We start from the raw sequence: 25,882 nt of genomic DNA on the forward strand, positions 1-25,882 counted from the left end.
TTAATTTATTCTTTGAATTGCATAAGTGGACTGGCTTTTATCTCCGGATAATAATTTACCTAATTTAGAGCTAATAACATACACATTGCCGTCTGTTGCCAAAGCAGCAGTGGTTGGGAATTCATCTTTTCCAATGTTGGTTTCACTTATTTTAGATGCACTCGACCAATTGTTTGTGCTGCTAAAAGTATACGTTTTGCCTAATCCTAAACCATTTTCTACAATAACCAAATTATTGTTTTTGTCTAATTCTATTCCGTCGGGAGCGTTAAATGTTGTCCCCGTCACTTCTGTAATGTTTTCAGGATCAGTAAGGGATATTTTCAACAATTTAGAAGTATCTGTTTTAACTGCGAGTAAATAGCCGTCGGGGTGAAAAACAATTCCGTTTAAACCAAATTCATTTGGTTTTGGCTGAAATAAAGTGTTTTCTCTAAATACGGAAGCATTGTAATTAGTATCAAGTTTATAAATAATCGGAGAAAAAGAATCAGTGATATAAATATTTCCGTTGTTATCAACGGCTATATCATTCGGGCAGGAGCCTGTATTTGGGGTAAAATTCTTTAGATCAACTTCTTTTATTAATTCACCTGAGGTAAGATTAAAAATACTGACAGTCGCTATAGTTCCTGCGCTTCCTGTGGTACTTTTTTGCGAAATTCCCAAATCTGCATTGGCTACTATGAGTCGGTTGCGAATTTCGTCAGTGTACACACCTGTTGGTAAAACCAATTTACTGCTTGTAGCAAAAACAGACATTTCACCCTTAGGATTCATTGCATAAACGGCTCCTTTTTGCAGGGAACTCAATAAGAATTTTTGGTTTTTGGAATCATAATCAATTCCTTCAGGATAAAGACCTGAATCTGTAACTGTATATTTACTTTTAAGGGAAATAGAAGTTTCTCCGGATTTTTTATCGCTGTCGCAAGCCATAAAAAGAAGCGAGAATGCTGAAATTAAAATTGTAGTTTTCATTTTTATTAATTTAAATTATTTGTCGGTATTGACTATGCAAAACTGGGACAGAATAAGAGAAATAAAAATGAACTGGTTTAGGAAATAGAGTTGAACCAGTTTAACTTTTTGAAATTTTACGATTGCGTATTTTACTTAAATACTCGGTACTGAAACCTAAATAAGAAGCTAATGCATATTGAGGAACGCGTTTAGCAATTGCTGAATATTTGCTCATAAACTCATCATAGCGTTCTTCGGCGGTTTTGGTTAAATTCGATAAAAGTCTTTTTTGATGAAAAGCTAAAGAACGCTGTGTAATAATGCGTTCGAATTTTTCAAGTTTCGGAATCTCTTTCAAAAATTTTTGTTCGTCTTCGTATTCAATCTGAATAAGAACGGAATCTTCAAGAGCTTCTACAAACAATGTGGCAGGTTCCTGATAGATCAGACTACTATAATCTGAAATCCACCAGTCTTCGATTGCAAATGAAAGTGTGTGTTCTTTTCCATCATTATCGACCAGGTAACCCCTGAATGCCCCTTTAACCACATAACTTTTATGTCTGCATACAAAACCAGGCTGTACAATAAATTGCCTTTTTTTGACTTTAGTTATTTTTAAAAAGGTAGCCAGATGCTTTTTTTCGTCATCAGTTAAATCAACGTATCTGGAAACATAATCTATTACAGGCTGTAAATCTTTCATATAGCAAAGATAAAATTTTTGTTTCAGGTTTCAGGTTTCAAGTTTAACCTCAAAGTTTACAAGAAAAAAAATTTGTGGCTTCGAGAGCATGCTTTTGCTCTGGTTAAAAAAACTTAGTATAGTTATTAACCCTTTGCGTACTTTGCAAGTAAGTCAATAAACTGAAACCTGAAACTAACTTTTTTTTGTTTGATTTTCATAACTTTGCAAAATGAATAATGAAACAGAAACTCAGAATTGCGATTTTACTTCAGATTTAAAGCTGAAGGGCTTTAAAGTGTATCAAATAAATGGAGATTTAAGTAAAATTCCGGTTTACAGTCGTAGAGATTTTTATAAAATTTGTATTAACACCAGTAAAAGTATTATACAATATGCTGACCGCGGAATAGAAACTGACGGTACAATTCTGTTTTTTGGTAATCCGATTATACCTTATTCCTGGGAAATAGTTTCTGGTGAACATGAAGGATATGCTTGTGTTTTTACGGAAGAATTTTTGAGAGCAAAAGATCGTTCAGATACACTTCATGAATCACCTTTATTTAAAATAGGAGGGACTCCAATTTTTTCTTTATGTACTGAACAAAAGAATTTTATAGATTCTTTATTTCAGAAAATGATAAAAGAATATGAAACAGATTATGTTTTTAAAGATGATTTGATGCGTAGTTATATTAATCTGATTATTCATGAATCAATGAAGATGCAGCCTTCAGAAAATTTTTTCAAACATAAAAATGCTTCATCAAGAATTACCTCTTTATTTTTAGAACTTTTGGAAAGACAATTTCCGGTTGAAACAAAAGATCAGCCTCTTGCTTTGAAAACACCGCAGGATTACGCTCAAAGCCTTTCAGTACATGTGAATCATCTTAATCGTTCGGTAAAAGAAATTACCGGAAAATCGACCACAGCACATATTACCGAAAGAATTATTGGAGAAGCAAAAGCTTTACTGCAGCATACAGACTGGAGTATTGCTGATATTGGTTACTCCCTCGGATTTGAGTATCCAAGCTATTTCAATAATTACTTTAAAAGACTTACAGGTACGATTCCGAAATCTCTGCGAGTATAAATTGTTTCAATTTCATAATTTTTTGTTTGAATATTGTTATTTTCAAAAAGGATTGTTGACCTAATTTTGCTTTGAAATTACAGTATTGATCATTGATCAGTTTTTTACAGACTAAATAATACTTCATAAAGCAATTTCTGGCTTTCTTAGATTTAGTTCTCTGATTCTGAAACTTATGATTGATGTATAGTAGTTTCAAGTAAAGTTAATCTCAAAAAAATAACTAAATTTATGTCAACAAATTATTCAGCCGTTATCGAAGAAGGAAAAGTCCCTGGTACATATATGACGGGCGAGGTTTCCTATAAGAAACAAAGCAGTGATATTCATCCTGAAAATACTGTTATTAAGGAAGTTACTTTTGAACCTTGTGCAAGAAGCAACTGGCATAGAAATGAAAGTCTGCACATGCTTATTGCAAAAGACGGAACTGGATATTATCAGGAAAGAGGAAGTGCAGTTCGTATGCTTACTAAAAATGAAGTCGTTACAATTCTGCCGGGAGTTGAGCATTGGTATGGAGCTACTCCGTTTGACAAGTTCTCTTATGTTGCCATTATTACAGAAATTGATAAAGGTCACGGAACATGGTTAGAAAAAGTAACCGATGGAGAATATTATCTTCTAAGCAGTCACTAATTTATTCTAAGTTTTCTAAAACTTGAAACCTGGAACAAAGAAAACTTCAAACAAAACAAAGAAAAACGAGATGGAAACAAAAAATATAAAAGCCTTTGGTACAGAAGCTGCTGAAGCACCATTGAAAACATTAGACATCAAACGCCGTATTGTACAGGCACACGATGTAGAAATTGAAATTTTGTATTGTGGTATTTGCCATTCTGATTTACATTCAGCCAGAAATGAATGGCACGGAACAATTTATCCAATAGTTCCGGGACATGAAATTGTGGGAAGAATTGTAAAAGTTGGTGATCATGTTAAAAATTTTAAAGTAGGTCAATTAGCCGGAGTAGGGTGTATGGTTGACTCCTGTAGAGAATGTGAACATTGTAAAAGTGATTTGGAGCAATTCTGTGATGAAGGAAGTATTTTGACTTTTAACTCTCCGGACGCTCATTTAGGAGGACAAACTTTTGGTGGTTATTCAGAAAGTATTGTTGTAGATGAAAATTATGTATTACACATTTCAGATAAGCTTGATCTTGCCGGAGTTGCTCCGTTGCTTTGTGCCGGAATAACAACGTATTCTCCATTGAAACACTGGAAAGTGGGTCCTGGTCAAAAAGTGGGCATTGTAGGTATTGGCGGTTTAGGTCATATGGGAATCAAATTAGCTAAAGCTATGGGGGCTCATGTGGTAGTTTTTACAACTTCATTATCTAAAACCGAAGATGCTAAACGTTTGGGTGCTGATGAAGTAGTTTTATCTACCGATACAGAACAGATGGCACAATATGCCCGAAGTCTAAATTTTATTTTAGACTGTGTATCGGCAGAACATAGTATTGATGCTTATCTGAATTTATTAAAAGTAGATGGCAATCTGGTTTTAGTTGGCGCACCAATGGAACCGCTCCCAGTAACATCATTCAGCCTTATATTAGGAAGAAGAAGTTTTGCCGGCTCAATGATTGGCGGAATTGCAGAAACGCAGGAGATGCTCGACTTTTGTGCAGAACATAATATTATTGCCGATATTGAATTAATTGGTGTAAACGATGTTAATGAAGCCTATGAAAGATTATTAAAAGGAGATATCAAATATCGTTTTGTAATTGATATGGCTTCTTTGAAAAACTAATACAAAACATTTTTAATATCAAGTAACTGCTTTTTGTTTAAAGAGCAGTTATTTTATTTTATTTACAATTCGTCACTATTTTCAATCTTTTTGATTTCGACTTTTTCTTTTTTAATTGTCTGTCTTAACAAAGCAAAAAGACTCATATAGATATTGGCAACAAAAACCAGCGAAAATCCGGCAATTAAATAGCCTCTTGCATCGTCAATTAAAAGTTTAAAATTACAAATACAGATAAAAAAAATAGTAATATAGTGGCTGAAGCAATATTCGCATGTAAAAAGATAAAAAAATTTCCGAATTAAAATTTTCTTATTGTTTTTAGAACAGTTAACACACCATTCTCTGGGTTCGCGGAATATTTCTTCCTGAGTTACAGTCCAGCTTATGCAGGCAATAGGAATCGCAAGTATAAATAACCAGAAAATTTGAGTCTCTGTTTCCATTCATTCTTAAATTTACGGCATAAAAATAAGGATGAATTTTTATGATTGTTTTATATAATTTAGTTACTAAATTATATAATTGTCTGATTTGTTTCTAAAAAATCTCTAAACCATATTCCTGACTGTTTAATGGTTCTCTTTTGAGTTTCAAAATCTATATGCACTAAGCCAAACCTGGCATTGTAACCTTCAGCCCATTCAAAGTTGTCAGTAAGGCTCCAGACAAAATAACCATCGACTTTATAACCTTCTTTTTTAGCTTTAAGTAACTGCTCTAAATGATCTTGTATATAATGAGTTCGTTTAATATCAAATACTTTTCCGTTTGTAACTGTATCAGGAAATGCAGCTCCGTTTTCGGTAATTATAATTTTTTTAATTCCTTTATACGAATTAAATTTTTGAAGAATATAATATAGGGCAGGCGGATAAATTTCCCATCCCATTTCAGTAGATATGACATTTCTTTTTTCTGCACTTACCAATTCGGCACCAATATATGGAGTAAGCAATGATGATTTAACGATTTCCCTGGTGTAACACTGCAGCCCTATGAAATCAAAGTCAAAAGCCAAATTATGTAAATCATCACCCTGAATATAATTATTAAGTTTTTTAAGAACCGGAAGATCGCCCTGAGGATATCCAAGCCCTAAAATTGGCTCTATAAAAGTTCTGTTTAATAGCGTGTCGACACGTTTAGCAGCCTGAACATCTGCAGATTTATCAGAGAATGGTTCGATATGAGTACAGGAAAAAGTAGTACCAATATTGGCATCAGGAATATATTGCCTTAGTTTTTTGGCACCGGAAGCTGTTGCCAGCGTTACGTGATGAATTGCTTTTAAATAATTGGTAATGCCTTTTTTACCGGGAGCATGAATGCCAAGAAAATATCCTGCACCCGTAAAAACAGAAGGTTCGTTTATAACCATCCAGTTTTTTACGCGATCACCAAAATGCTGAGCACATACTTCTGTATAATCCGAAAACCATGAGGTACATTCTCTGTTTGTCCATCCTCCTTTTACTTCCAGGGCATGTGGTAAATCCCAATGATAAAGAGTGACCCAGGGTTCAATTTCGCATTCAAGTAAAAAATCAATTACTTTGTTGTAATAATCTATACCTGATTGGTTTACAGGATAAACACCAGTAGGCATAATTCGTGACCAGCTAATAGAAAATCTAAAATTAGGAATGTTTAATTCACGGACTAAACTAATATCATCCTTATAGCAATTATAAAAATCACATGCATTTATAGCATGATGCCCGTTTTTTATTTTACCCTTTTGACTGGTGAAAACATCCCATATAGAAGGGCCTTTTCCATCACTTTCATGAGCTCCTTCTATTTGAAAAGCGGCGGTAGAAACACCCCAAAGAAAATCCTGACCAAATTGGTCTTTATTTAAAAATGACTTCTCTAATTTATTCATTCAGATGTACTTTCCTTTATTTTGAAAATTAATGAATGAATGATGAGTGCATTGCTCTTAGAAAAAGCCATTCTTTGAATGAAACCAGAAATTTTAAACTGAAGAATTTCATAATATTTGTTTTATTCAAAATACGGAAATTGATATGAATTAAAAGTAACTTGTAAGTTATCAAATAGTTAACTTATTTTTTTGAGGTTTTGATTAGGTGTTTTCAATTATTGGTATAATTACAAGAATTTTAGATTCAAAAGATTTAATTTGAATAAAATTTTCCCTGTTTGATTTTTATTAACAATAAATAATTTTTGTCAAAACTTCATTAGTTTATATTTGTGAGAAAAAATATAAAGTCTTGAATTTATGAGAATCTGTTCTTTTAGAATATATGTTTTTCTTTTCCTTGTTTTTTCAGGAACATTGTACAGTCAAAATGTCAAGCTGATTACTATCGACCAATTGAATGAGCGAATAAAGACCGGAAAAGACAGCACTTATGTAGTAAATTTTTGGGCTACATGGTGTGCTCCGTGTATCAAAGAGTTGCCTCATTTTGAAAAACTTGGAGCAGAATATAGATCTGATAAATTGGTTGTATTACTGATTAGTGTTGATTTTAAATCCAAACTGAGTTCTGCCGTAGAACCATTCGTAAAAAGAAAAAACCTTAAAAATGAAGTGTTTTTATTAAACGAGAGTAGTCCTCAGGAATATATTGACAGAATTGATCCTGCGTGGTCTGGCAGTATTCCGGCAACTATTTTTATCAAAGGCGATAAACGAAAATTTGTCGAAAGTGAGTTTACCTATGAACAATTATTAACTGAATATAAAAAACTGTAAAACTATTAATCATGAAAAAAATAATCCTTTTATTAATACTGGCACTTTCGGCCTTCTTTTCTCAGGCACAAACGGCAACACTTAAAGCCGGAGATGCAGCACCTGATTTTAAATTGAAAAATGTAGACGGAAAAGATGTTTCGTTTGCAAGTTACGCTAAAGCAAAAGGTTTTATCGTGGTTTTTACCTGTAATACATGTCCGTATGCAGTGGCGTATGAGCAAAGAATTATCGATTTAGACAATAAATTCAGACCTCAGGGATATCCGGTAATTGCAATTAATCCAAATGATCCGGAAGCACAGCCAGATGATACCTTTGTTAAAATGCAGGATTTAGCAAAACAGAAAAAATACCCTTTTCCGTATTTATTTGATGGAGGCCAAAAAGTGACAGATCAATTTGGAGCAAAACGCACACCACACATCTTTATTGTTTCTAAATCATCGCAAGGAAATGTTGTAGAATATGTTGGAGCAATCGATAATGATCCGGAAGGAACTAAAACAGAAAAAATAAAATATGCTGAAGATGTTATTGCTTCCTTAAAAAACAATCAAAAGCCAACTATTACACAAACAAAAGAAATTGGCTGTACTGTTAAAAGAAAAGCAAAAGCTTAAATTTAAAAATGTTAAACAAAAATGCCTCTGAAATATGGAGGCATTTTTGTTTTATAGACTTTTCAACTTTTTCATAAAGGTTGGAAATACGTCGTTAATTTCATCAAAAAGAGGATTTTTTCGATGTTTCAATTTTATTTCTCCAAATAATTTTAACCCCAGTGCAAATTGTGTCGCTTCAGATTCATTATCAAATAAGTTTTTGGCTTTCATTTTTTCAATAATGCTAAATATTTCATCGTGATTCGTAAACTCTATTCCGAGTTCTTTTGCAGGTTGTGTTTCTCCGTTTGCATATTCTTTAAGACTTAAAGTAAGATAATATTTGTTTGATTTTTTTTCCATGATTATTCTATTTTTATTTTAACCATCTATCTACAATGGTTTTAAATGCTTCTTTGTATTGTTCACCAACCGTAATTTCTGTTTTGCCAATAAAAATGGAGTTTTTGCTAATCGTATTTATTTTGTCAAGCGCAACAATAAACGAACGATGAATCCTCATAAATTTTGTCGATGGTAATTTTTCTTCCAATGCTTTTAAAGAGATAAGTGAAAGTACAGCTTTTTCAGAATCAACAAGATGAACTTTTACATAGTCTTTTAAACTTTCGATGTATAACACATCTTTTAAAGAAATTCTCACCCATTGATATTCGACTTTTAAGAAAAAAAACTCATCATCAGTTGCAATAGACTGGTAATGATTGGAAGATTCTTCGGTTATTTGCAAAACTTTGTTGGCAGCACGCAAAAACTCTTCATAACTAAAGGGCTTTAAAAGATAATCGACTGCATTAACCTTGTATCCTTCAATAGCATAATGGTTATAAGCTGTCGTGAAAATAATTTTTGGAATTGATATTGACTGATCCTGTAAAAGCCTGGCCAGTTCCATTCCGGTGAGATTAGGCATGTTTATATCCAAAAAAACAATATCCGGCTGTTTTTCACGAATTAAACTTAAGGCTTCAACCGCGTTATCACAGCTGCAGCTTAATTGTAAAAAAGGCGTCTGTTCAATAAAAGTTTCGACCAGTTTTAAGGCCAATGGTTCATCATCTACTGCTATGCATTTTAATACTGTCATTGTTCTAAAGTTATCTGCAGTTCAACTTCATATTTCCCATCATTATTAACACCGCAATTTATCGAATGTTTATGTGGATAAATGAGTTGTAATCTGCGTTTTGTATTCGTTAAACCAATTCCGCCCGGTTCTGTATTCGATGTTTTTTCGAAGAAAGTATTAAGTACTTCGAATGTGAGATTGGTGTCATTTTGTTTTAGGGCTATGATAATTTCGCTTTTTTCTGTTGCATGTACACCATGTTTAAAAGCATTTTCAACTAAAGGTAATAATAACATTGGTACGATTGGATAATCGTTTAGTTTTTCGGGTATTTCTGTAATGATATTCAACTTACTGTTGGCACGAAGTTTCATTAAGGCGATAAAATCTTTTAGAAATTCTACTTCTTTAAGTAATGTTGTTCTTTCGCCTTCAGTGCTGTAAAGCAAGTAGCGCATCATTCGGCTCAAAGTATGTAATGCATTTCTTGAATCTTCGATATTAGAGTATGTGAGTGAATAAATACTATTTAACGAATTAAAGAAAAAATGCGGATTTATTTGTGCTTTCAGCATCGCTAGTTCCGCCATTGTTTTATCCTGTTCCAGTTTTTGCTTGTGCTGTGCCGCTTTTTGCCAGTATTGTAACATTGCCCAGCTGGTACTAATTCCTAAAACAAGAAGTGTCAGCATAAAAACGTAATTGTCAAAATAGGGATTTCTATATTTAGTAAAACCTAAAACCCGACTGACTTTTGTATGAACATCTGTTTGTGACGTATACAAATAAGCGATAAGCTGCATAACGAAAATTGCCAAAAAAGACCACACCAAATATGGAGATGTATTATTTTTTATAATTGTTTTTGGAACTACAATTTTTGCATTAGAATAAAACAATAATATCAATAAAAACAGTATAATAATCTGCCAAAGCCAAAATTCAGGAGGAAGAACAACCTTCCAGGTAAGGGGAATGTAAAACAACATAATAAAACCCAAAAGTAACCAGCCAAGAATATGCAATCCGACAAATAAATAGGGTCTGAAAAAATTTGGTGCCATTGTAAATTATGATTTATGAAGGCAATATTACATCTTATTTGCATACCATTTTTAAGCAATCGTCCAATAGATAGTTACAATCCATAAAAAGCATTTTAGAGCCGACGAGGCAAAATTTAAACACTTGTTTAATTAATTTAAAAAATCCATCGGGTGTAAGGTTATCTCTATCGATTGTGTCCTGCTCTTCGTCTATTTGAAAAATTTCGTTTGACTTATTTCTTTTATTTTGCTTGAATATAATCGATAATTATACTTTTTTCACAATGAATAAGCAATCATTTTTAAGCATTCTCACAGCATCAATTGTTATCGCATCATGCGGTAAAAAAGATGATAAATCGGCTCAGGCGGGAGGAGCACCGCAAGTTAAGGAATATAAAACCCTTGCTTTACAACCAGAATCTGCAACTTTATACACAGATTTCCCGGCTAGTATTCAGGGACAGCAAAACATAGAAATCCGACCAAGAGTAGAAGGTTATATCGATAAAATATATGTAGATGAAGGTGCAGTTGTAAAAGCAGGACAGCCTTTGTTTAAAATTAGTGCGCCAGAATATGAGCAGGCAGTTCGTACGGCTTCTGCAAGTATTAAAAGTGCTCAGGCCGAAGTAAGTACAGCAAAACTGGCCGTACATAAAGTAAAACCTTTAGTAGAAAAAGGAATAATTAGTAAGTATGAGCTTGAATCGGCACAATATACTTATGAATCTGCGATGGCAAGCTTAGCTCAGGCAAATGCATCTTTGGTTAATGCCAAAGTTAATTTAGGATATACAACCGTAACAAGCCCGGTTAGCGGTGTTGTTGGTTCGATACCCTTTCGTTTAGGAAGTCTTGTAAGCTCTGCGACAGCCGAGCCAATGACAACGGTTTCTAGCATCGGAAATGTATATGCATATTTTGCTTTGAATGAAAAAATGCTGCTGAATTTTACTCAGGAAAATTCCGGAGCATCATTGGCACAAAAAATCAAAAAAATGCCTGAAGTTTCTTTAGTACTTTCAGATGGAACTACTTATGCAGAAAAAGGAAGGATTGAAACCGTTAACGGATTAATTAATACAGAGACTGGTACGGTAAACATCAGAGCGCGTTTTCCAAATCCGAAAGGCATAATTAGAAGCGGAAGCAGTACGACAGTGAGAATTCCAAATGTGGTTAAAGAAGGAATAATTGTTCCTCAGAGTGCTACATTCGAACTTCAGGACAAAATTTTTGCAGTTACAGTAGGTAAAGACGGAAAAACGAAAAACGTTACTATTACCAAACTAGAAAATACAGCAGGTAATTATTATGTAGTAACAAGCGGCTTAAAATCTGGCGATCAAATTGTGTTAGAAGGAGTCGCTTCGCTTAAAGAAGGATCTGAGATTAAAGCAAATAATGTAAGTGCAGAAACGGTTTATGCTGATTTAAAATAAAAAAAAATGTTTAAAATATTTATACAAAGGCCGGTACTTTCGACAGTAATATCCGTTATTATTGTCATCTTAGGAGTTTTAGGTTTGGTAGAGCTGCCTATTTCTCAATATCCTGATATCGCTCCGCCAACAGTAAACGTATCGGCAAGTTATACCGGTGCTAATGCTGATGTGGTTTTAAAGAGTATCGTAATTCCGTTGGAAGAGCAAATTAACGGTGTAGAAAACATGACGTACATGACTTCTACGGCAACAAATGACGGGAATGCTTCAATCAAAATCTATTTCAAAGTAGGAACAAATCCTGATTTAGCAGCGGTAAACGTTCAGAACAGAGTTTCCAGAGCAACGAGTTTATTACCAGTAGAGGTAACTCAGGCAGGTGTAACGGTAACAAAGAGTCAGAGTAGTAACTTGTTGATTTTCTCATTATATAGTGATGATAAAACGTATGATCAGACTTTTCTTCAAAATTATGCTAAGATAAACCTTGTACCCCAAATTCAACGTGTAGTTGGAGTAGGTGATGTAACGGTTTTTGGTGCAAAAGATTACTCTATGAGAATCTGGTTAAAACCGGATATCATGCAGCAATATAAACTGATTCCAAGTGATATTTCTGCGGCTTTAGCAGAACAGAATATCGAAGCGGCGCCAGGAAAATTTGGTGAAAACGGGAATCAGGCTTTTCAATATGTAATCAAATATAAAGGACGTCTGACCAGTGCCAAAGAGTTTGAAGATATAGTTATCAAATCTGTTGGAAACGGACAGATGCTTCGTTTAAAGGATGTAGCTAAAGTAGAATTAGGATCTTTAAGCTATGCATCAACAATTAAAACAAACGGAGTAGAATCTGCAGCTATGGCGATTAGCCAGACCCCGGGATCAAATGCCCGTGATGTAATCAATAATTCTAAAAAACTAATTGAAGAAGCAGCAAAAAGCTTCCCGAAAGGTGTAAAATATACACTTTTGGTAGACGTTAACGAAAATCTGGATGCGTCTATTGAAAAGGTAATCCATACTTTGATTGAAGCTTTTATTTTGGTTTTTATTGTGGTATTTATTTTTCTTCAGGATTTCAGGTCAACATTAATTCCGGCAATTGCAGTTCCGGTGGCTATTGTGGGAACTTTTTTCTTCCTGAGTCTGTTCGGCTTTACTATTAATTTATTGACGCTTTTTGCGATGGTATTGGCTATTGGTATTGTGGTCGATGATGCGATTGTAGTCGTAGAGGCAGTACATGCGAAACTGGACCACGGTTATAAATCAGCTAAAAAAGCGACTATTGATGCGATGAATGAAATTTCAGGAGCTATTATTTCGATTACGCTTGTCATGGCAGCTGTATTTATTCCGGTAACATTTATTACAGGGTCTACAGGGGTTTTCTATAAGCAATTTGGTATAACATTAGCGGTTGCTATTATACTTTCGGCAGTAAATGCTTTGACTTTAAGTCCTGCTTTATGTGCTTTGTTATTGAAGCCTCATGCAGAGGATCATAAACATAAAAGTTATCTGCGACGATTTTACACAGCCTTTAATGTTGCGTTTGATAATGTAACAGGCAGATACAAGCGTTCTGTTCAATTTCTTTCGGTTAAAAAATGGATTGTGTTAGCGTCAATTCTTATTGCTGGTGCAGCATTATTTTATATGATGAAAACCACTCCGTCAGCTTTTGTACCTGCGGAAGATCAGGGAACTGTGTTTGCCAATATTAGTTTACCGCCATCAGCTTCTATGGAACGTTCTGACAAAATTGCCAAACAAGTTGACAGTATTGCCAATACAATTCCAGGGGTCAAAAATACACTTCGTATCGTGGGGCAGAACTTTACAGCAGGAGCGGGTAGCGCCTACAGTATGGTTATTGTAAAATTAGAAACATGGGACAAACGTGATTTAAGTGTAAACGATGTAATCGGACAGCTTTTTGCTAAAACAAGTGGCATCCGTGAAGCCAATATTTTCTTTATTTCACCACCAACCATTCAGGGATTTGGACAAAGTGGCGGATTTGAGTTTCAATTACAGGATAAAGGAGGTCATACTACAGCAGAATTCTTTAAAGTAAATACCGAATTTTTAGAAAAGTTATCTAAACGTCCTGAAATACAATATGCAACAACCCCTTTTAATCCGGGCTTTCCTCAATATATGATGGATATTAATCTGGCAAAAGCAAAAGATGCAGGTGTTTCTGTTAATTCGATTTTGTCGACCATGCAAGGATATTATGGTGGATTGTATGCTTCGAATTTTAATAAGTTCGGAAAGCAATATCGTGTTATGATTCAGGCTTCACCGGAGTTTAGAACGAATACTGAAGGATTGAATAAAATTTTTGTCCGAAATAGTGCAGGTAACATGGCGCCAATTACCGAATTTGTAAAAATGACAAGGGTTTTTGGACCTGAATCCATTTCGAGATTTAACTTGTTTACGTCTATTTCGATTACAGGTGCGCCAAACCCGGGATTTAGTTCCGGAGATGCAATTAAGGCTATTCAGGAAGTTGCAGCAGAAAACCTTCCGGCAGGTTATGGATACGAGTTTTCAGGTTTAACGCGTGAGGAATTAGCTTCAGGAAGTGAAACAATCTTCATTTTTATATTATGTCTGGTGTTTGTTTATTTCTTGTTAAGTGCACAATATGAGAGTTATATATTGCCATTTGCAGTGCTGTTTTCTATTCCGTTTGGACTGGCAGGAGCGTATTTATTTTCCATTATATTCAAATTAAACAGTAACATTTATCTGCAAATTTCATTAATCATGTTAATTGGGTTACTGGCGAAGAACGGTATTTTGATTGTAGAATTTGCTTTAGACAGAAGACGAAAAGGATTACCAATCGTTCAGGCAGCAATTGAAGGAGCCGTAGCACGTTTGCGACCAATTTTAATGACCTCTTTTGCCTTTATTCTTGGACTTGTTCCGTTAATGTTTGCTACAGGTGCGGGAGCTGTTGGGAACAAATCAATTGGTACGGGAGCAGTAGGAGGAATGCTAATAGGTACTGTTTTAGGAGTATTTGTTATTCCGGTATTGTTTATCGTTTTCCAGATATTACAGGAAAAAGTGAGTGGTCCTGCTAAAGATGGCTATGATGAAGAAGATGAAGAAGAAACACCACTATTAGAAGCTCATAAAGAGTAATAATTTAATTTAGAAAAAATGACTCATAGTTCAAATAAATATATTGTTTTACTAACTGCTGCTTTGCTTTTGAGTGCGTGCGCAGTTAAAAAATACGAACGTCCCACTGCGGTCTCGACAGAAAAGCTGTTTCGTGATGAAACTTCTGCAGATTCTATAACAATGGCAGATATGCCTTGGCAAAGTGTTTTTAAAGATCCAAAACTTTCTGTTTTAATTCAGAAAGGAATCGATCAGAACCTAAATCTGAAAAATGCAATCGAAAACATCGTTCAGGCACGTGCCACTTTACGCCAAAGTAAATTAGCCTATTATCCAACTTTAAGTCTTGATGCGAGTGCTACACGTACCAAACAATCAGAAGCAGGACTTAATTTTCCTGCAGGAATTAATATTAATACGTTAACTACAACTTACAAATTAGGTTTGAGTACGTCCTGGGAGGCTGATATCTGGGGTAAATTAAGCAGTTCAAAAAGATCTGCTTTTGCATCCTATCTGGCAACTGATGCGGCCAAACAAGCTATACAAACACAATTGATTTCGGACATTGCCAATAATTATTTTCTTTTGATGTCTTATGATAAGCAATTGGCTATTACAGAAAAAACATTGGAGAGCCGTATTGAAAACGTTGAAACGATAAAATTATTAAAAGAAGGCGCAATTGTAACCGGAGCTGCTGTCGTACAAAGTGAAGCCAATCGTTATGCAGCAGAAGTTTTAATTCCGGATTTAAAACAAAGTATACGTGAAACTGAAAATGCTTTAAATATTTTAATAGCACAAGCACCTGGACCTATCGAAAGAGGAAGTTTAGACGATCAGCCCATACCGGAGAATATCAAAATTGGTATGTCTTCACAATTGCTGCAAAATCGTCCGGATGTACGTCAGGCTGAATTTAATTTCAGAGTTGCTTTCGAAAGTACCAATCTGGCACGCACTTATTTCTATCCAAGTCTTACTCTTACTGCCAGTGGCGGGTTTTCAAATTTAGAATTAAAAGATTTCTTCGATCGTTCAATTTTTTATTCGATAATTGGAGGACTGACGCAGCCAATTTTCAATCACGGACAAAACAAAGCAAGATTGACAACGGCACAATCACAACAATTACAGGCATATAATAATTTTCAACAAAGTTTGTTGGTTGCTGGACAGGAAGTTTCGAATTCTTTGTATGCCTACCAAATGGCAACTGATAAACTGGAATCGAGAGCTAAACAAATTGAAAATTTAGAGAAAGCTGTTGATTATACACGACAGCTTTTAGAATACAGTTCTGCAACCAATTATACAGATGTATTAACGTCTGAACAAAATCTTCTGTCTGCTCAATTGAGTGGTGTAAATGATAATTTGCAAAGACTTCAGTCGATAGTTGATTTATACAGAGCTCTTGGCGGAGGGTGGAAATAATTTAGTAATAATTACAAAACGTCTCGTAATCGAGACGTTTTTGTTTTAAAATATATGTCGCCTAAAAAGCGCTTTTCGTCGATTTTTTTGATGGTTTCGTATAATGAAACGGATAAATCCAAATATTGGCACTAATTTAGATTAATATCTAATGAAATTAATATTTTAAAAACTAAAAACATGAAAAAATTAGTATTCGCCTTAGCACTTTTTATGAGTGTATTGGCTCATTCGCAGGTTTCGGTCAATGTTAATATTGGTACACCTCCAAATTGGGGACCAGTAGGGTATGATGACAGTAGATATTATTATTTACCGGATATTGATATCTATTATGATGTAACTGACAGCCAGTATATCTATCTTAATAACGGAGTATGGGTTCGTGAAAGAAGAGTACCGGCAAGATACAGAAATTATGATTTTTATTCAGGTTACAAAGTAGTTTTAAAGGATTACAGAGGCAATAAACCTTATAGTTATCACTCAAAACACAGAGCATCTTATCCAAAAGGATATGTTGGAAAACCTCAAAAAAACAGAGGCTCAAAACCGGAAAAAAATTATAGATCTGAAGAAAAACAAAAGTCTGACAGACATGATAATGGGAATGGTAAAGGAAGAGGAAATTCTAAAAAAGACAACCATTCACATGGTAATGGTAAACATTAATTAAAACTATCAAAGTAAAAACGCCTCAGTAATTTGAGGCGTTTTGGTTTTATAGTTCTATCTTATCGGGTATAAATAAGCCTGCTATGCTGAGAAGGTTAACCCTTTCGATTTAAAACTTTTAAACAGAACCTGACGTGCATTGCTTACCGTTTCTTCAGTACGATAAATACTGCACCAGAATTTTACCAGAATTTTATATTTCTCTTCAGAAATGGCACTGTAATATATTTGAGGCGTTTTATTCATATTAATCAACGTTAAACTTTTCAAAGCCTCCATTATTATTGTATTAATGTCATCCGGTGAAGTGTCACCACTGATTTCTATTGAAATTTCCACTAATTTAAAATTGTCAGTGTAAGTCCAGTTTGTGATATTTTGCGACAGTAAATTCCCGTTCGGAATAATAATTTCGGCACCGTTTGGAGCATTGATTTTTGTAGTTCGCAATCCCATCGATTTTACCCGGCCGGACTCCGAACTTATTTCAATAACATCTCCCACCTGAATAGGTTTATCAAAAATTAAAATTACGCCGGACACAAAATTATTTACCACATTCTGAAGTCCGAGTCCAACACCAACTCCTAAAGCTCCTAATAAAATACTCAATTTATCCAAAGGCATTCCGGATGCGGCAACGGCTAAAAGATAACCTCCCATTAATACAAGCAGCCTTGTGATTAGTAGTTTTGAATGTTGTCTTTTATTGATCTCTTCTTCATTTTCATCTTCAATTTCGCCAAAAAAATAAGCCACATATTTTTGAAGCAAATGGGCAACCCAGATGATAATAAAAAAGAGCACAATATTTCCTAAAGTAAAAGTAATGCTTCCAATGGTATTTGGATGGCTTAATAATGATCCCAAAGAAGAACGAAGTGCTTCCCAGATGTTTAAATTGGATGCAATAACCACAAGCCACATGTAGCTAATTACAATAATAAATGGTTTTTTTAGTGTATCAGATAAACTTTCATGATCAAATATTTTTTCAAAACCACGTTTAATTCTGATCGTATAGATTTGTAAAATAATGATTTCTAAAATAATCTTCAAAAGAACACTCAATGCCACAATCTGCGTAAGCGAAATAAAAGCGGTAAGACTCAGCATATTAGAAAGTGATACCCTTCCAAAAAGATTATAAAGTATCGATAAACCATTTAATCCTATAAAAATAACGGTGGCCCATTTAAAAAATCCTTTAATATACAATTGCTCTTTGAGACTCTTAATCTGAACCAAACCATAGCGAATCCCGCAGATATTAATGATAATAAAGGCACATCGCTGAAAAAATCCAATTTCTATAAAAAGATCAAGAAAACAAAGCGTGAAGAACAATCCTAAAAGAAAAATCCAATTTTTCATGGCAACATTTGGCCATTTATTTTTGAAAAGGACAGTCAGGAATCCGAGCAGTAAAAGTTGAAGCAATTCTAAAAATAAAGCCGGTGCATACAAATTGCTGACAACGGCAATGCTGAGTCCAATTACACCAACAGGAATTAGTATACCTCTGTTTAAATATTTAAAATTAAAATGAGAGAGGTTTTCGTTATATCCGTTAGCATTTAAGTATTTTAAATTGCGTGAAATGTACCAGCCCAAAAGGATCATAACAAATAACAGCATAATTAAACCGCCTGTACGGTAACTCAAATAATAAGCAGCAACACTTTCTTCTATTATTATTTTGGCTCCTATATTTTGTTTTATCTCTTTTTTAGTTTTTTTAGGAACAGACTCATTGATACTCCACAAGAATGGATATTCTTTATGCAGGATACTGATTCCTGACTTTTCCAGATTATTTTCAACAGTAATCAAAGCATTGGAAACTTCAATTTTTCGTTGTACTGTTAATCTTTTCTTTGTGTTTAGAATCCCTTGATTTTTAGTCATTAGACTATCTGTTGCAAGATATCTTTTTTTAAGGTTTGCAAATTCCTTTTTAAACTGTTTTCTTCGAATAGTATCTTTTAAAAGCCCCGTGAGTGTTTTGTCTTTTCGGAGTTCAATAAATCTGCCTTTAATTTTTTCCAGATTCTGGTTGCGCAAATTAATAGCGGTATTTTGTTCGTCCAGTTGCTGCTGCAATTCTTTTAGAACTGTATAGTACATTTGCTGGTTGCGAACGTTTGGGTTAGCATCTTTCAAACTTGCCAGAATAAGGTCAAGTTTGCCTTGTGTTCTTTTAATTTCGCCAAACAAATGATGAGATGCACTGTCAAAATCGGCATCGTTGTAAGCTGATTCCATTACCTCACCGGCTTTTTCAATAGCCATTAAATAATCGCTGTCTGTAGTAGTTTCTTCAAATAATTTTGAACGGTTTTCTTTTTTTTGAGATGACGTTTGCGAACTCACATTTACGTTATAAAATAAGATAATCAATGTCGCGAGAAGATGAAGAAAATTTCTTTTTTGGAACATAATTTTAAATATAGATTTGGATTTTCAAATGTAATTTTTTTAAAACAGTTTAGTTGTATTTACAGATGAATTATTATAAAAACTTAACTGAAATTAAGTTTCAATTTGCTCATAGGAATGTTTTAATTAAATGAGTCTTACCTGACTGATATTGATGAGATAGATATTTTATAAAATTTAAAAGACAACATATAAAGCGATCTGTTTTGCGTAGTCTAAATTTGAAAGTGAAATAATTAAAACACAGATAAATATGATACATATAATTGATACTGCAGATAATGTAGTGGCTTTTAGAGCACTTGCAGAAGTAACAAAGGAAGATTTTCAGACAGCTGTTGTTCCTGCCATAGATAATTTGGTAAAAAGAATTAATGAAATCAATTTTTTACTGGTATTAGATACTGATATTGGAAACTTTACGGCAGGAGCATGGCTTCAGGATGCTTTAATTGGATTGAAACATTTGGGAAAATGGAACCGGGCTGCTATTGTTACGGATACTGAAGAGATTATTTCATTTACTAATGGATTTAGCTATGTCGTTCCGGGAGAATTTCGTGGTTTTAAAAAAGAAGAATTTAATAAAGCACTGAATTGGGTCGAAGGAAACATTTAAATTATTTTTTGGCATTAAAGTTTTACATGTTTTTTTTCTTTAATATTGTTTTGATACGACTAAATCTTATCAGTTGATTTTTATTATATGATAACAGACAAAAATGAATTCAGCAATTTGATGACTAAAATTTACAGGCATGGTGCAACTGGGGCGCTCCTTGACGAATATGAAAAGGCAATTACTGAAGTACAACAACTAATTTCTGATATTTCTGATATTGAATTAATTAAAATTATTGATGATAATACAACCGATCCGAGTTGTAAATCTATACAAACAATTTTAGCACATGTTGTATGTTCGGGATTTTGTTATGCAATGGATATTAGACAGTTTTTAGGAGAAAAAGTAGAGTATCCTGATGATTTGCTTCGTTTTACAATAAAGGATTATAATACTGATTTAAATCGTTTTTTAGCCTTCACAATCGAGACTTTTAAAACTATTCAGGATAATCAACTCGAGGAATTTGACAATAGTAAAAAAATAGCTACTCCCTGGGGACAGGTTTATGATATTGAACAAATGACAGAGCATGCAATTGTACATGTTTTACGGCATAGACGACAAATTGAAAAATTCAAAATTATATTGAAGAAATCATTATAATGAGCTTTCATGTAAAGGGTATCTAGGATTTTTTGTATTTAAAGTCCTTCACCTTCGTTCAGGATCACAATTGAACGTGATTTATATTGATTAAAACAAAAAACATTCTCAATTTCTTGAGTAAATTTTCGAAAATCAGAGTCCCAGTAAAAGATAAGCAATGCCATTAGGCAGATTGTACAATTTATCTGTTTCCAATTCCTTAAAATTCATCAATTAGTAAATAATAACTAAAAAACTTGTGTAAAATTTTTTTCTTTAAACACAATACCATATTTTTACGCAACCGATTGTTTTTGTTATTTTGTTTATGATAATGTATTTTTTAAGGTGAAATTTAATCAAATGTATTATTTAAGCATTAATTCAATTCAAAATGTTTTTAAAAAGAATAAATTAGTAAAAGATGATTTCATTGCGATTAATTCTCCTTGTATTTATTATTTCCTCTTCTGCAATAGCTCAAAAGGATTATAAATTATGGCTTCAATTTGATAGGATAACAGATACCCGGCTGGCTTCTGAATACAGAAGTAGACTGCAGGGGATTGTTTCTTTCGGGAATTCTGAAACTTCCAAAATTGCAACAAAAGAATTAGAAACAGGAATTTTTAATATGCTGGAAAACAAACCGGATGTTCTTTCAGAAATTAAAGGAGAAAACAAAATAATTATAGGCTCAAGAGCGGTATTAAATTCTGAAATACAAAAGTCAATAAGCTCTGATTTTGATAAAATAAACGAAGAAGGATTTATCATCAAAACCATTTTATTCAAAAACAAGAAACACATTCTAATTACCGGTAAAAAAGAGGTTGGGGTTTTGTATGGTGTTTATAATTTCTTGAGGTTGCTTCAGACTAATAAATCAATTCAGGATTTAAATATTGCTGATTCTCCAAAAACGAATATTAGAATTTTAAATCACTGGGATAATTTAGACAGAACGGTTGAGCGCGGTTATGCAGGTTTTTCTTTATGGAACTGGCAAAAACTGCCTGATTTTATTGACCAGCGATATATCGATTATGCCCGTGCAAATGCTTCAGTAGGTATTAACGGAACCGTTTTGACCAATGTAAACGCAAATGCCTTAATCTTAACGCCTCAATATTTAGAGAAAGTTGAAGCTTTGGCAAATGTATTCAGGCCCTACGGAATAAAAGTCTATCTAACAGCACGTTTCTCAGCACCAATTGAAATTGGAGGATTGAAAACTGCTGATCCAAAAGATGCTGATGTGTCCAATTGGTGGAAAAATAAAGCAGCCGAAATCTATAAACGAATCCCGGATTTTGGAGGATTTTTGGTAAAAGCCAATTCAGAAGGACAGCCGGGACCGCAAAATTACGGCAGGGATCATGTTGACGGAGCGAATATGCTGGCAGATGCCGTAGTCCCTTTTGGAGGTGTGATTATGTGGAGAGCTTTTGTGTATTCTGAGCATGATGCAAATGACCGTGCCAAACAGGCTTACGCAGAATTTCAGCCGTATGATGGAAAATTCAGAGATAATGTAATTGTACAGGTAAAAAACGGTGCCATTGATTTTCAGCCAAGAGAACCATTTCATCCGTTATTTGGAGCAATGCCAAGAACTCCTTTAATGATGGAGTTTCAAATTACACAGGAATATTTAGGGTTTAGCACACATTTGGTTTACCTGCCTAAATTATATCAGGAGATTTTAGAGTCAGATACGTATCAAAAAGGTAAAGGAACAACAGTTGCTAAAGTGATTGACGGTTCTTTGACAAAAACTAAATTGACCGGAATTGCCGGGGTTTCGAATATTGGAAATGATTTAAACTGGACAGGACATCCTTTTGCACAGGCAAACTGGTATGGTTTCGGAAGATTGGCATGGAACCCTAATTTAGATTCAGAAACTATTGCGGATGAATGGCTGCGATGTACTTTTTCAAATCAGGAAAATTTTATAAAACCGGTTAAAGAAATGATGATTCAGTCGCGTGAAGCGGTTGTGAATTATATGACGCCATACGGTTTACATCATATTATGGACACAGGACATCATTACGGTCCCGGGCCATGGGTTTCAAACTTGTCAAGACCGGAATGGAATCCTGTATATTACCACAAAGCTGATAAAAACGGAATTGGTTTTGACCGTTCAAAAAAAGGAACGAATGCCACAGCGCAATATGCTCCTGAAATAGAGAAAATTTTTGATAATTTAGAAACTTGTCCGGAAAAAGATTTATTATGGTTTCATCATGTTTCCTGGGATTATAAATTAAAAAATGGACAGACACTTTGGAATGGTATGGCTTTAAAGTATCAGGAGGGCGTAAACCAGGTAAAAGATATGCAGAACATTTGGAATAAAACAGAAAAATATGTTGATGCTGACCGTTTCAGGGAAGTTCAAATGTTATTAGAAATTCAATATAAAGAAGCAAAATGGTGGCGTGATGCATGTTTATTGTATTTTCAGCAATTTTCAGGAAAAGAATTACCAAAAGGAGTAGAGAAACCTATTGAAACATTAGAATATTTCCAATCATTAAAATTTCCTTTTGCACCGGGAAATTAAAAATAATCCAAAGTGTAAAAACTAAGTATTTAGGTTTTAAATAATTAATTCAGGTCGAAATGTATTATATAAAATTTCCTTTGTTGCCCGTAATTTTAATGCTTTTCCTATTTGGAATAAGCACAAAATCGCATGCAATAAATGGAGAGAAATATGTAGTAAATAAAGTTTCTTCAGAAAATTTTCCATTGGCATCAAAAGGAAAAACTGCTTCTGTTTTAATAAGTAAAAATGATTTTGCAGGTGTTTTAAGAGTTGCCGGACATTTAGAAAATGACCTTTTTAAAGTAACAAATGTTTATCCGAATCAAATTAATACAATTTCTGAAGCGAATGATTATGTACTCATTATTGGTACAATTGGAAAAAGCGAAATTATAGATCAATTGATTCGTGAAGAAAAAATTGATGTAAGTGAACTGAAAGGGAAATGGGAAAAATTCACTACACAAATTGTTGTCAATCCTTCAAAGGGAATTAAAAAAGCATTGGTAATTGCGGGATCAGATAAAAGAGGAACGATCTACGGAATTTATGATCTATCTAACCAAATAGGTGTTTCTCCCTGGTATTTTTGGACAGATGTTCCGGTGAAAAAACAATCAGAATTGCATATTTTACCTGGAATTCATACAAATGGAGAACCAAAAGTAAAATACCGTGGTATTTTTATTAATGATGAAGCCCCGGCATTATCAGGCTGGGCATTTGATACTTATGGCGGATTTAATGCGAAATTTTACGATAAAGTTTTTGAATTAATTCTGAGAATGAAAGGCAATTATTTGTGGCCATCGATGTGGGGAAGAATGTTTTATGTAGATGATCCTCAAAACGCTGTCCTGGCTGATGAATACGGAATTGTAATGGGAACTTCGCATCATGAACCGTTAACAAGAGCGCATGCGGAATGGGCTACTTTAGGGAAAGGAAAATGGGATTTTAGTACGAACTCTGAAAACCTGATTTCGTTTTGGAAAGAAGGAATGAAAAGAATGGGCAATACAGAAACCATTGTAACGGTTGGAATGCGCGGAGATGGCGATGAACCCATGACACAGGGAACCGCGATTGATCTTCTGGAAAATATTGTAAAAATACAACGAGAAATCATAAAAGAAACCAATCAAAAACCAATTGAAGAGATACCTCAAATGTGGGCGCTTTACAAAGAAGTTCAGGATTATTATGACAAAGGAATGCGCGTTCCGGATGATATAACACTTCTATTATGTGATGACAATTGGGGGAATATCAGAAAGTTACCAGAATTAAATGCAAAACCCAGAAAAGGCGGTTACGGCATTTATTACCATTTTGATTATGTAGGCGGACCCCGAAATTACAAATGGATCAATACCAATCAAATAGAACGAACATGGGAGCAAATGGATATGGCGTACCAATATGGCGTTGATAAAATTTGGATTGTCAATGTGGGTGATATCAAACCAATGGAATTGCCAACGGAATTTTTCCTTGATATGGCATGGAATCCGGAAAAGTTTAATGCCGGAAACTTACAAGAATATTATGTGAATTGGACCAAAGAAAATTTTGGAAATCAGTTTACAGCAGAAGTTGCAGAGATTTTAAAACTGTATACCAAATACAATTCAAGAAGAAAACCGGAATTATTGGACGAGAAAACGTATAGCATTTCGAATTATGAAGAAGCAGATCGAGTTGTTGCGGATTATCAAAAATTGGTTGAAAAAGCCAATGCCATAAACGCGAAATTGCAACCCGAATATAAAGATGCTTTTTATCAGCTGGTTTTGTATCCGGTTTTGGCAAGTGCAAATTTAAATGAATTGTATGTTGCAACCTCTAAAAATTATTTGTATTCAGAACAGTGGAGGCTTTCGGCAAATGATTATGGAGAAAAAGTAAAAGAGTTGTTCGAAAAAGACAAACAGCTTACGAATTATTATCATACCCAATTAGCAAACGGCAAATGGAATCATATGATGTCGCAGACGCATATTGGCTATACAAATTGGCAACAGCCAGATAAAAATGTGATTCCGGTAACAAGACATCTTTTATATAATTCAGAAATAAAAGAAGGAATTGTAATTGAAGGAACAAAAGAAGCTTTTGACGGAGTTCTTAGAAGCAAAGGGGTATTAATGGAAATAAATTCATTAGAAAATAACACAGCATACGTTGATATCATAAATTCTGCAGAGAAAAGTTATCCATTTAAAATTATTTGCGATAAAAGCTGGATTTTGTTTTCTCTTACCGAAGGCACAGTGCAGAGCGAACAAAGAGTTTTAATCAATATTGACTGGAAAAAAGCACCGAAAGGATTTGCTAAAAATCAATTTATAGTTATTGCTGATCATAAAAAGTTTACTTTTCAAATAAAAACTAATAATATAAAGTCTGATAAAGTTCGTGGTTTTATAGACAGTAATGGTTACATTTCGATTGAAGCTCAAAATTACTCAAAAGCCATAAATTCTGACGCAGTAAAATGGACGGTAATTCCAAATCTTGGTAAAACCGAATCCGGAGTTACTTTAAAACCTTCCAATGTTCCGTCAATTGAAATTGCTGAAAAATCTCCACGATTGGAATATGATATTCATTTATTTCAAAAAGGAATTGTAAAAGTACACGCTTATTTTTCGCCGACTATTAATTTTTCTGTTCATGACGGATTGAAATATGGAATCGCTATTGACGATGAAAAGCCTCAAATCATTAATTTTAATGAAAATGATTCAGATAAAACCTGGAATAAGGCTGTGGCCGATAATATTAAAATCGTAACCTCGTCGCATTCTATTGAAAATGCAGGGAATCACACTTTAAAGTTTTACGGAATTGATCCTGCTTTAGTACTTCAGAAGATTGTAATTGAAACGGCTTCAGGAGAAATATTGAAATCGTATTTAGGACCACCGGAAAGCTTTAAAGTGAAATAACTATTAACTAAAAAAATAA

At 34.0% G+C, this 25,882-nt stretch carries 21 protein-coding genes; 13 read left to right on the forward strand and 8 right to left on the reverse strand.

The features are described 5' to 3' along the window. Together JE46_RS01750 and JE46_RS01755 are read right to left on the reverse strand one after the other, a co-directional pair. Positions 1-981 (reverse strand): SMP-30/gluconolactonase/LRE family protein, encoded by a 981-nt coding sequence (locus JE46_RS01750; RefSeq protein WP_031453535.1) that lies wholly within the window; start codon positions 979-981, stop codon positions 1-3. A gap of 100 nt (positions 982-1,081) precedes the next feature. Further along, complete coding sequence (locus JE46_RS01755; protein WP_031453536.1) at positions 1,082-1,669, reverse strand: Crp/Fnr family transcriptional regulator; 588 nt, start codon at positions 1,667-1,669, stop codon at positions 1,082-1,084. Between the two features lie 211 nt (positions 1,670-1,880). Here JE46_RS01755 and JE46_RS01760 point away from each other — a divergent pair, with 211 nt between their 5' ends. The 3 genes from JE46_RS01760 (at position 1,881) to JE46_RS01770 (ending at position 4,515) form a co-directional block, all read left to right on the forward strand. After that, on the forward strand, positions 1,881-2,750 hold the full coding sequence (locus JE46_RS01760; protein ID WP_031453537.1) for a helix-turn-helix domain-containing protein: 870 nt from the start codon (positions 1,881-1,883) through the stop codon (positions 2,748-2,750). A gap of 231 nt (positions 2,751-2,981) precedes the next feature. Beyond that, entirely contained in the window at positions 2,982-3,389 is a 408-nt protein-coding gene (locus JE46_RS01765; RefSeq protein WP_031453538.1) for a cupin domain-containing protein, read from the forward strand. 70 nt (positions 3,390-3,459) lie between these two features. After that, positions 3,460-4,515, forward strand: a complete 1,056-nt coding sequence (locus JE46_RS01770; protein ID WP_031453539.1) for an NAD(P)-dependent alcohol dehydrogenase — start codon at positions 3,460-3,462, stop codon at positions 4,513-4,515. Between the two features lie 62 nt (positions 4,516-4,577). Here JE46_RS01770 and JE46_RS01775 read toward each other — a convergent pair whose 3' ends face one another. After that, positions 4,578-4,961, reverse strand: coding sequence for a hypothetical protein (locus tag JE46_RS01775; RefSeq protein WP_031453540.1), 384 nt, complete (start codon positions 4,959-4,961; stop codon positions 4,578-4,580). Between the two features lie 71 nt (positions 4,962-5,032). Further along, complete coding sequence (locus tag JE46_RS01780) at positions 5,033-6,403, reverse strand: GH1 family beta-glucosidase (protein WP_031453541.1); 1,371 nt, start codon at positions 6,401-6,403, stop codon at positions 5,033-5,035. Positions 6,404-6,766: 363 nt separating this feature from the next. Between JE46_RS01780 and JE46_RS01785 the strand changes: the two genes are divergently transcribed. Together JE46_RS01785 and JE46_RS01790 are read left to right on the forward strand one after the other, a co-directional pair. Continuing rightward, positions 6,767-7,246: a TlpA family protein disulfide reductase gene (locus tag JE46_RS01785; RefSeq protein ID WP_031453542.1), complete on the forward strand. Its 480-nt coding sequence runs from the start codon at positions 6,767-6,769 to the stop codon at positions 7,244-7,246. 11 nt (positions 7,247-7,257) lie between these two features. Further along, positions 7,258-7,869, forward strand: a complete 612-nt coding sequence (locus JE46_RS01790; RefSeq protein ID WP_031453543.1) for a thioredoxin family protein — start codon at positions 7,258-7,260, stop codon at positions 7,867-7,869. A 51-nt stretch (positions 7,870-7,920) separates the two neighbouring features. Here JE46_RS01790 and JE46_RS01795 read toward each other — a convergent pair whose 3' ends face one another. The 3 genes from JE46_RS01795 to JE46_RS01805 are packed head-to-tail and all read right to left on the reverse strand — an operon-like array spanning position 7,921 to position 10,005. Then, complete coding sequence (locus JE46_RS01795) at positions 7,921-8,214, reverse strand: DUF3861 domain-containing protein (protein ID WP_031453544.1); 294 nt, start codon at positions 8,212-8,214, stop codon at positions 7,921-7,923. A gap of 13 nt (positions 8,215-8,227) precedes the next feature. Next, on the reverse strand, positions 8,228-8,959 hold the full coding sequence (locus JE46_RS01800) for a LytR/AlgR family response regulator transcription factor (protein ID WP_031453545.1): 732 nt from the start codon (positions 8,957-8,959) through the stop codon (positions 8,228-8,230). Beyond that, entirely contained in the window at positions 8,956-10,005 is a 1,050-nt protein-coding gene (locus JE46_RS01805; RefSeq protein ID WP_031453546.1) for a sensor histidine kinase, read from the reverse strand. Before JE46_RS01805 ends, JE46_RS01800 begins: the two co-directional genes overlap by 4 nt. Before the next feature lie 266 nt (positions 10,006-10,271). Between JE46_RS01805 and JE46_RS01810 the strand changes: the two genes are divergently transcribed. From JE46_RS01810 to JE46_RS01825, 4 genes are all read left to right on the forward strand, one after another. After that, the gene (locus tag JE46_RS01810; protein WP_031453547.1) at positions 10,272-11,432 is read left to right on the forward strand and encodes an efflux RND transporter periplasmic adaptor subunit; all 1,161 of its coding nucleotides are present in this window, start codon (positions 10,272-10,274) and stop codon (positions 11,430-11,432) included. A gap of 6 nt (positions 11,433-11,438) precedes the next feature. After that, positions 11,439-14,603: an efflux RND transporter permease subunit gene (locus JE46_RS01815; RefSeq protein WP_031453548.1), complete on the forward strand. Its 3,165-nt coding sequence runs from the start codon at positions 11,439-11,441 to the stop codon at positions 14,601-14,603. 18 nt (positions 14,604-14,621) lie between these two features. Then, entirely contained in the window at positions 14,622-16,025 is a 1,404-nt protein-coding gene (locus JE46_RS01820; protein ID WP_031453549.1) for an efflux transporter outer membrane subunit, read from the forward strand. Positions 16,026-16,205: 180 nt separating this feature from the next. Next, positions 16,206-16,697: a hypothetical protein gene (locus tag JE46_RS01825; RefSeq protein ID WP_031453550.1), complete on the forward strand. Its 492-nt coding sequence runs from the start codon at positions 16,206-16,208 to the stop codon at positions 16,695-16,697. An 84-nt stretch (positions 16,698-16,781) separates the two neighbouring features. On the opposite strand, the gene JE46_RS01830 is transcribed toward JE46_RS01825, so the two are convergent. Then, positions 16,782-19,139 carry a mechanosensitive ion channel family protein gene (locus tag JE46_RS01830; protein ID WP_031453551.1) on the reverse strand — a complete coding sequence of 786 codons (2,358 nt, stop codon included), beginning with the start codon at positions 19,137-19,139 and terminating at the stop codon, positions 16,782-16,784. Positions 19,140-19,392: 253 nt separating this feature from the next. Here JE46_RS01830 and JE46_RS01835 point away from each other — a divergent pair, with 253 nt between their 5' ends. The 4 genes from JE46_RS01835 (at position 19,393) to JE46_RS01850 (ending at position 25,863) form a co-directional block, all read left to right on the forward strand. After that, entirely contained in the window at positions 19,393-19,758 is a 366-nt protein-coding gene (locus JE46_RS01835) for a SpoIIAA family protein (protein ID WP_031453552.1), read from the forward strand. An 87-nt stretch (positions 19,759-19,845) separates the two neighbouring features. Continuing rightward, positions 19,846-20,370 carry a DinB family protein gene (locus JE46_RS01840; RefSeq protein ID WP_236010781.1) on the forward strand — a complete coding sequence of 175 codons (525 nt, stop codon included), beginning with the start codon at positions 19,846-19,848 and terminating at the stop codon, positions 20,368-20,370. 406 nt (positions 20,371-20,776) lie between these two features. Then, the gene (locus JE46_RS01845) at positions 20,777-22,927 is read left to right on the forward strand and encodes an alpha-glucuronidase family glycosyl hydrolase (RefSeq protein WP_031453554.1); all 2,151 of its coding nucleotides are present in this window, start codon (positions 20,777-20,779) and stop codon (positions 22,925-22,927) included. 59 nt (positions 22,928-22,986) lie between these two features. Beyond that, the gene (locus JE46_RS01850) at positions 22,987-25,863 is read left to right on the forward strand and encodes a glycosyl hydrolase 115 family protein (protein WP_035136359.1); all 2,877 of its coding nucleotides are present in this window, start codon (positions 22,987-22,989) and stop codon (positions 25,861-25,863) included. Positions 25,864-25,882: the final 19 nt, after the last annotated feature.

Source organism: Flavobacterium chungangense LMG 26729, assembly GCF_000735715.2.
GTDB lineage: Bacteria > Bacteroidota > Bacteroidia > Flavobacteriales > Flavobacteriaceae > Flavobacterium > Flavobacterium chungangense.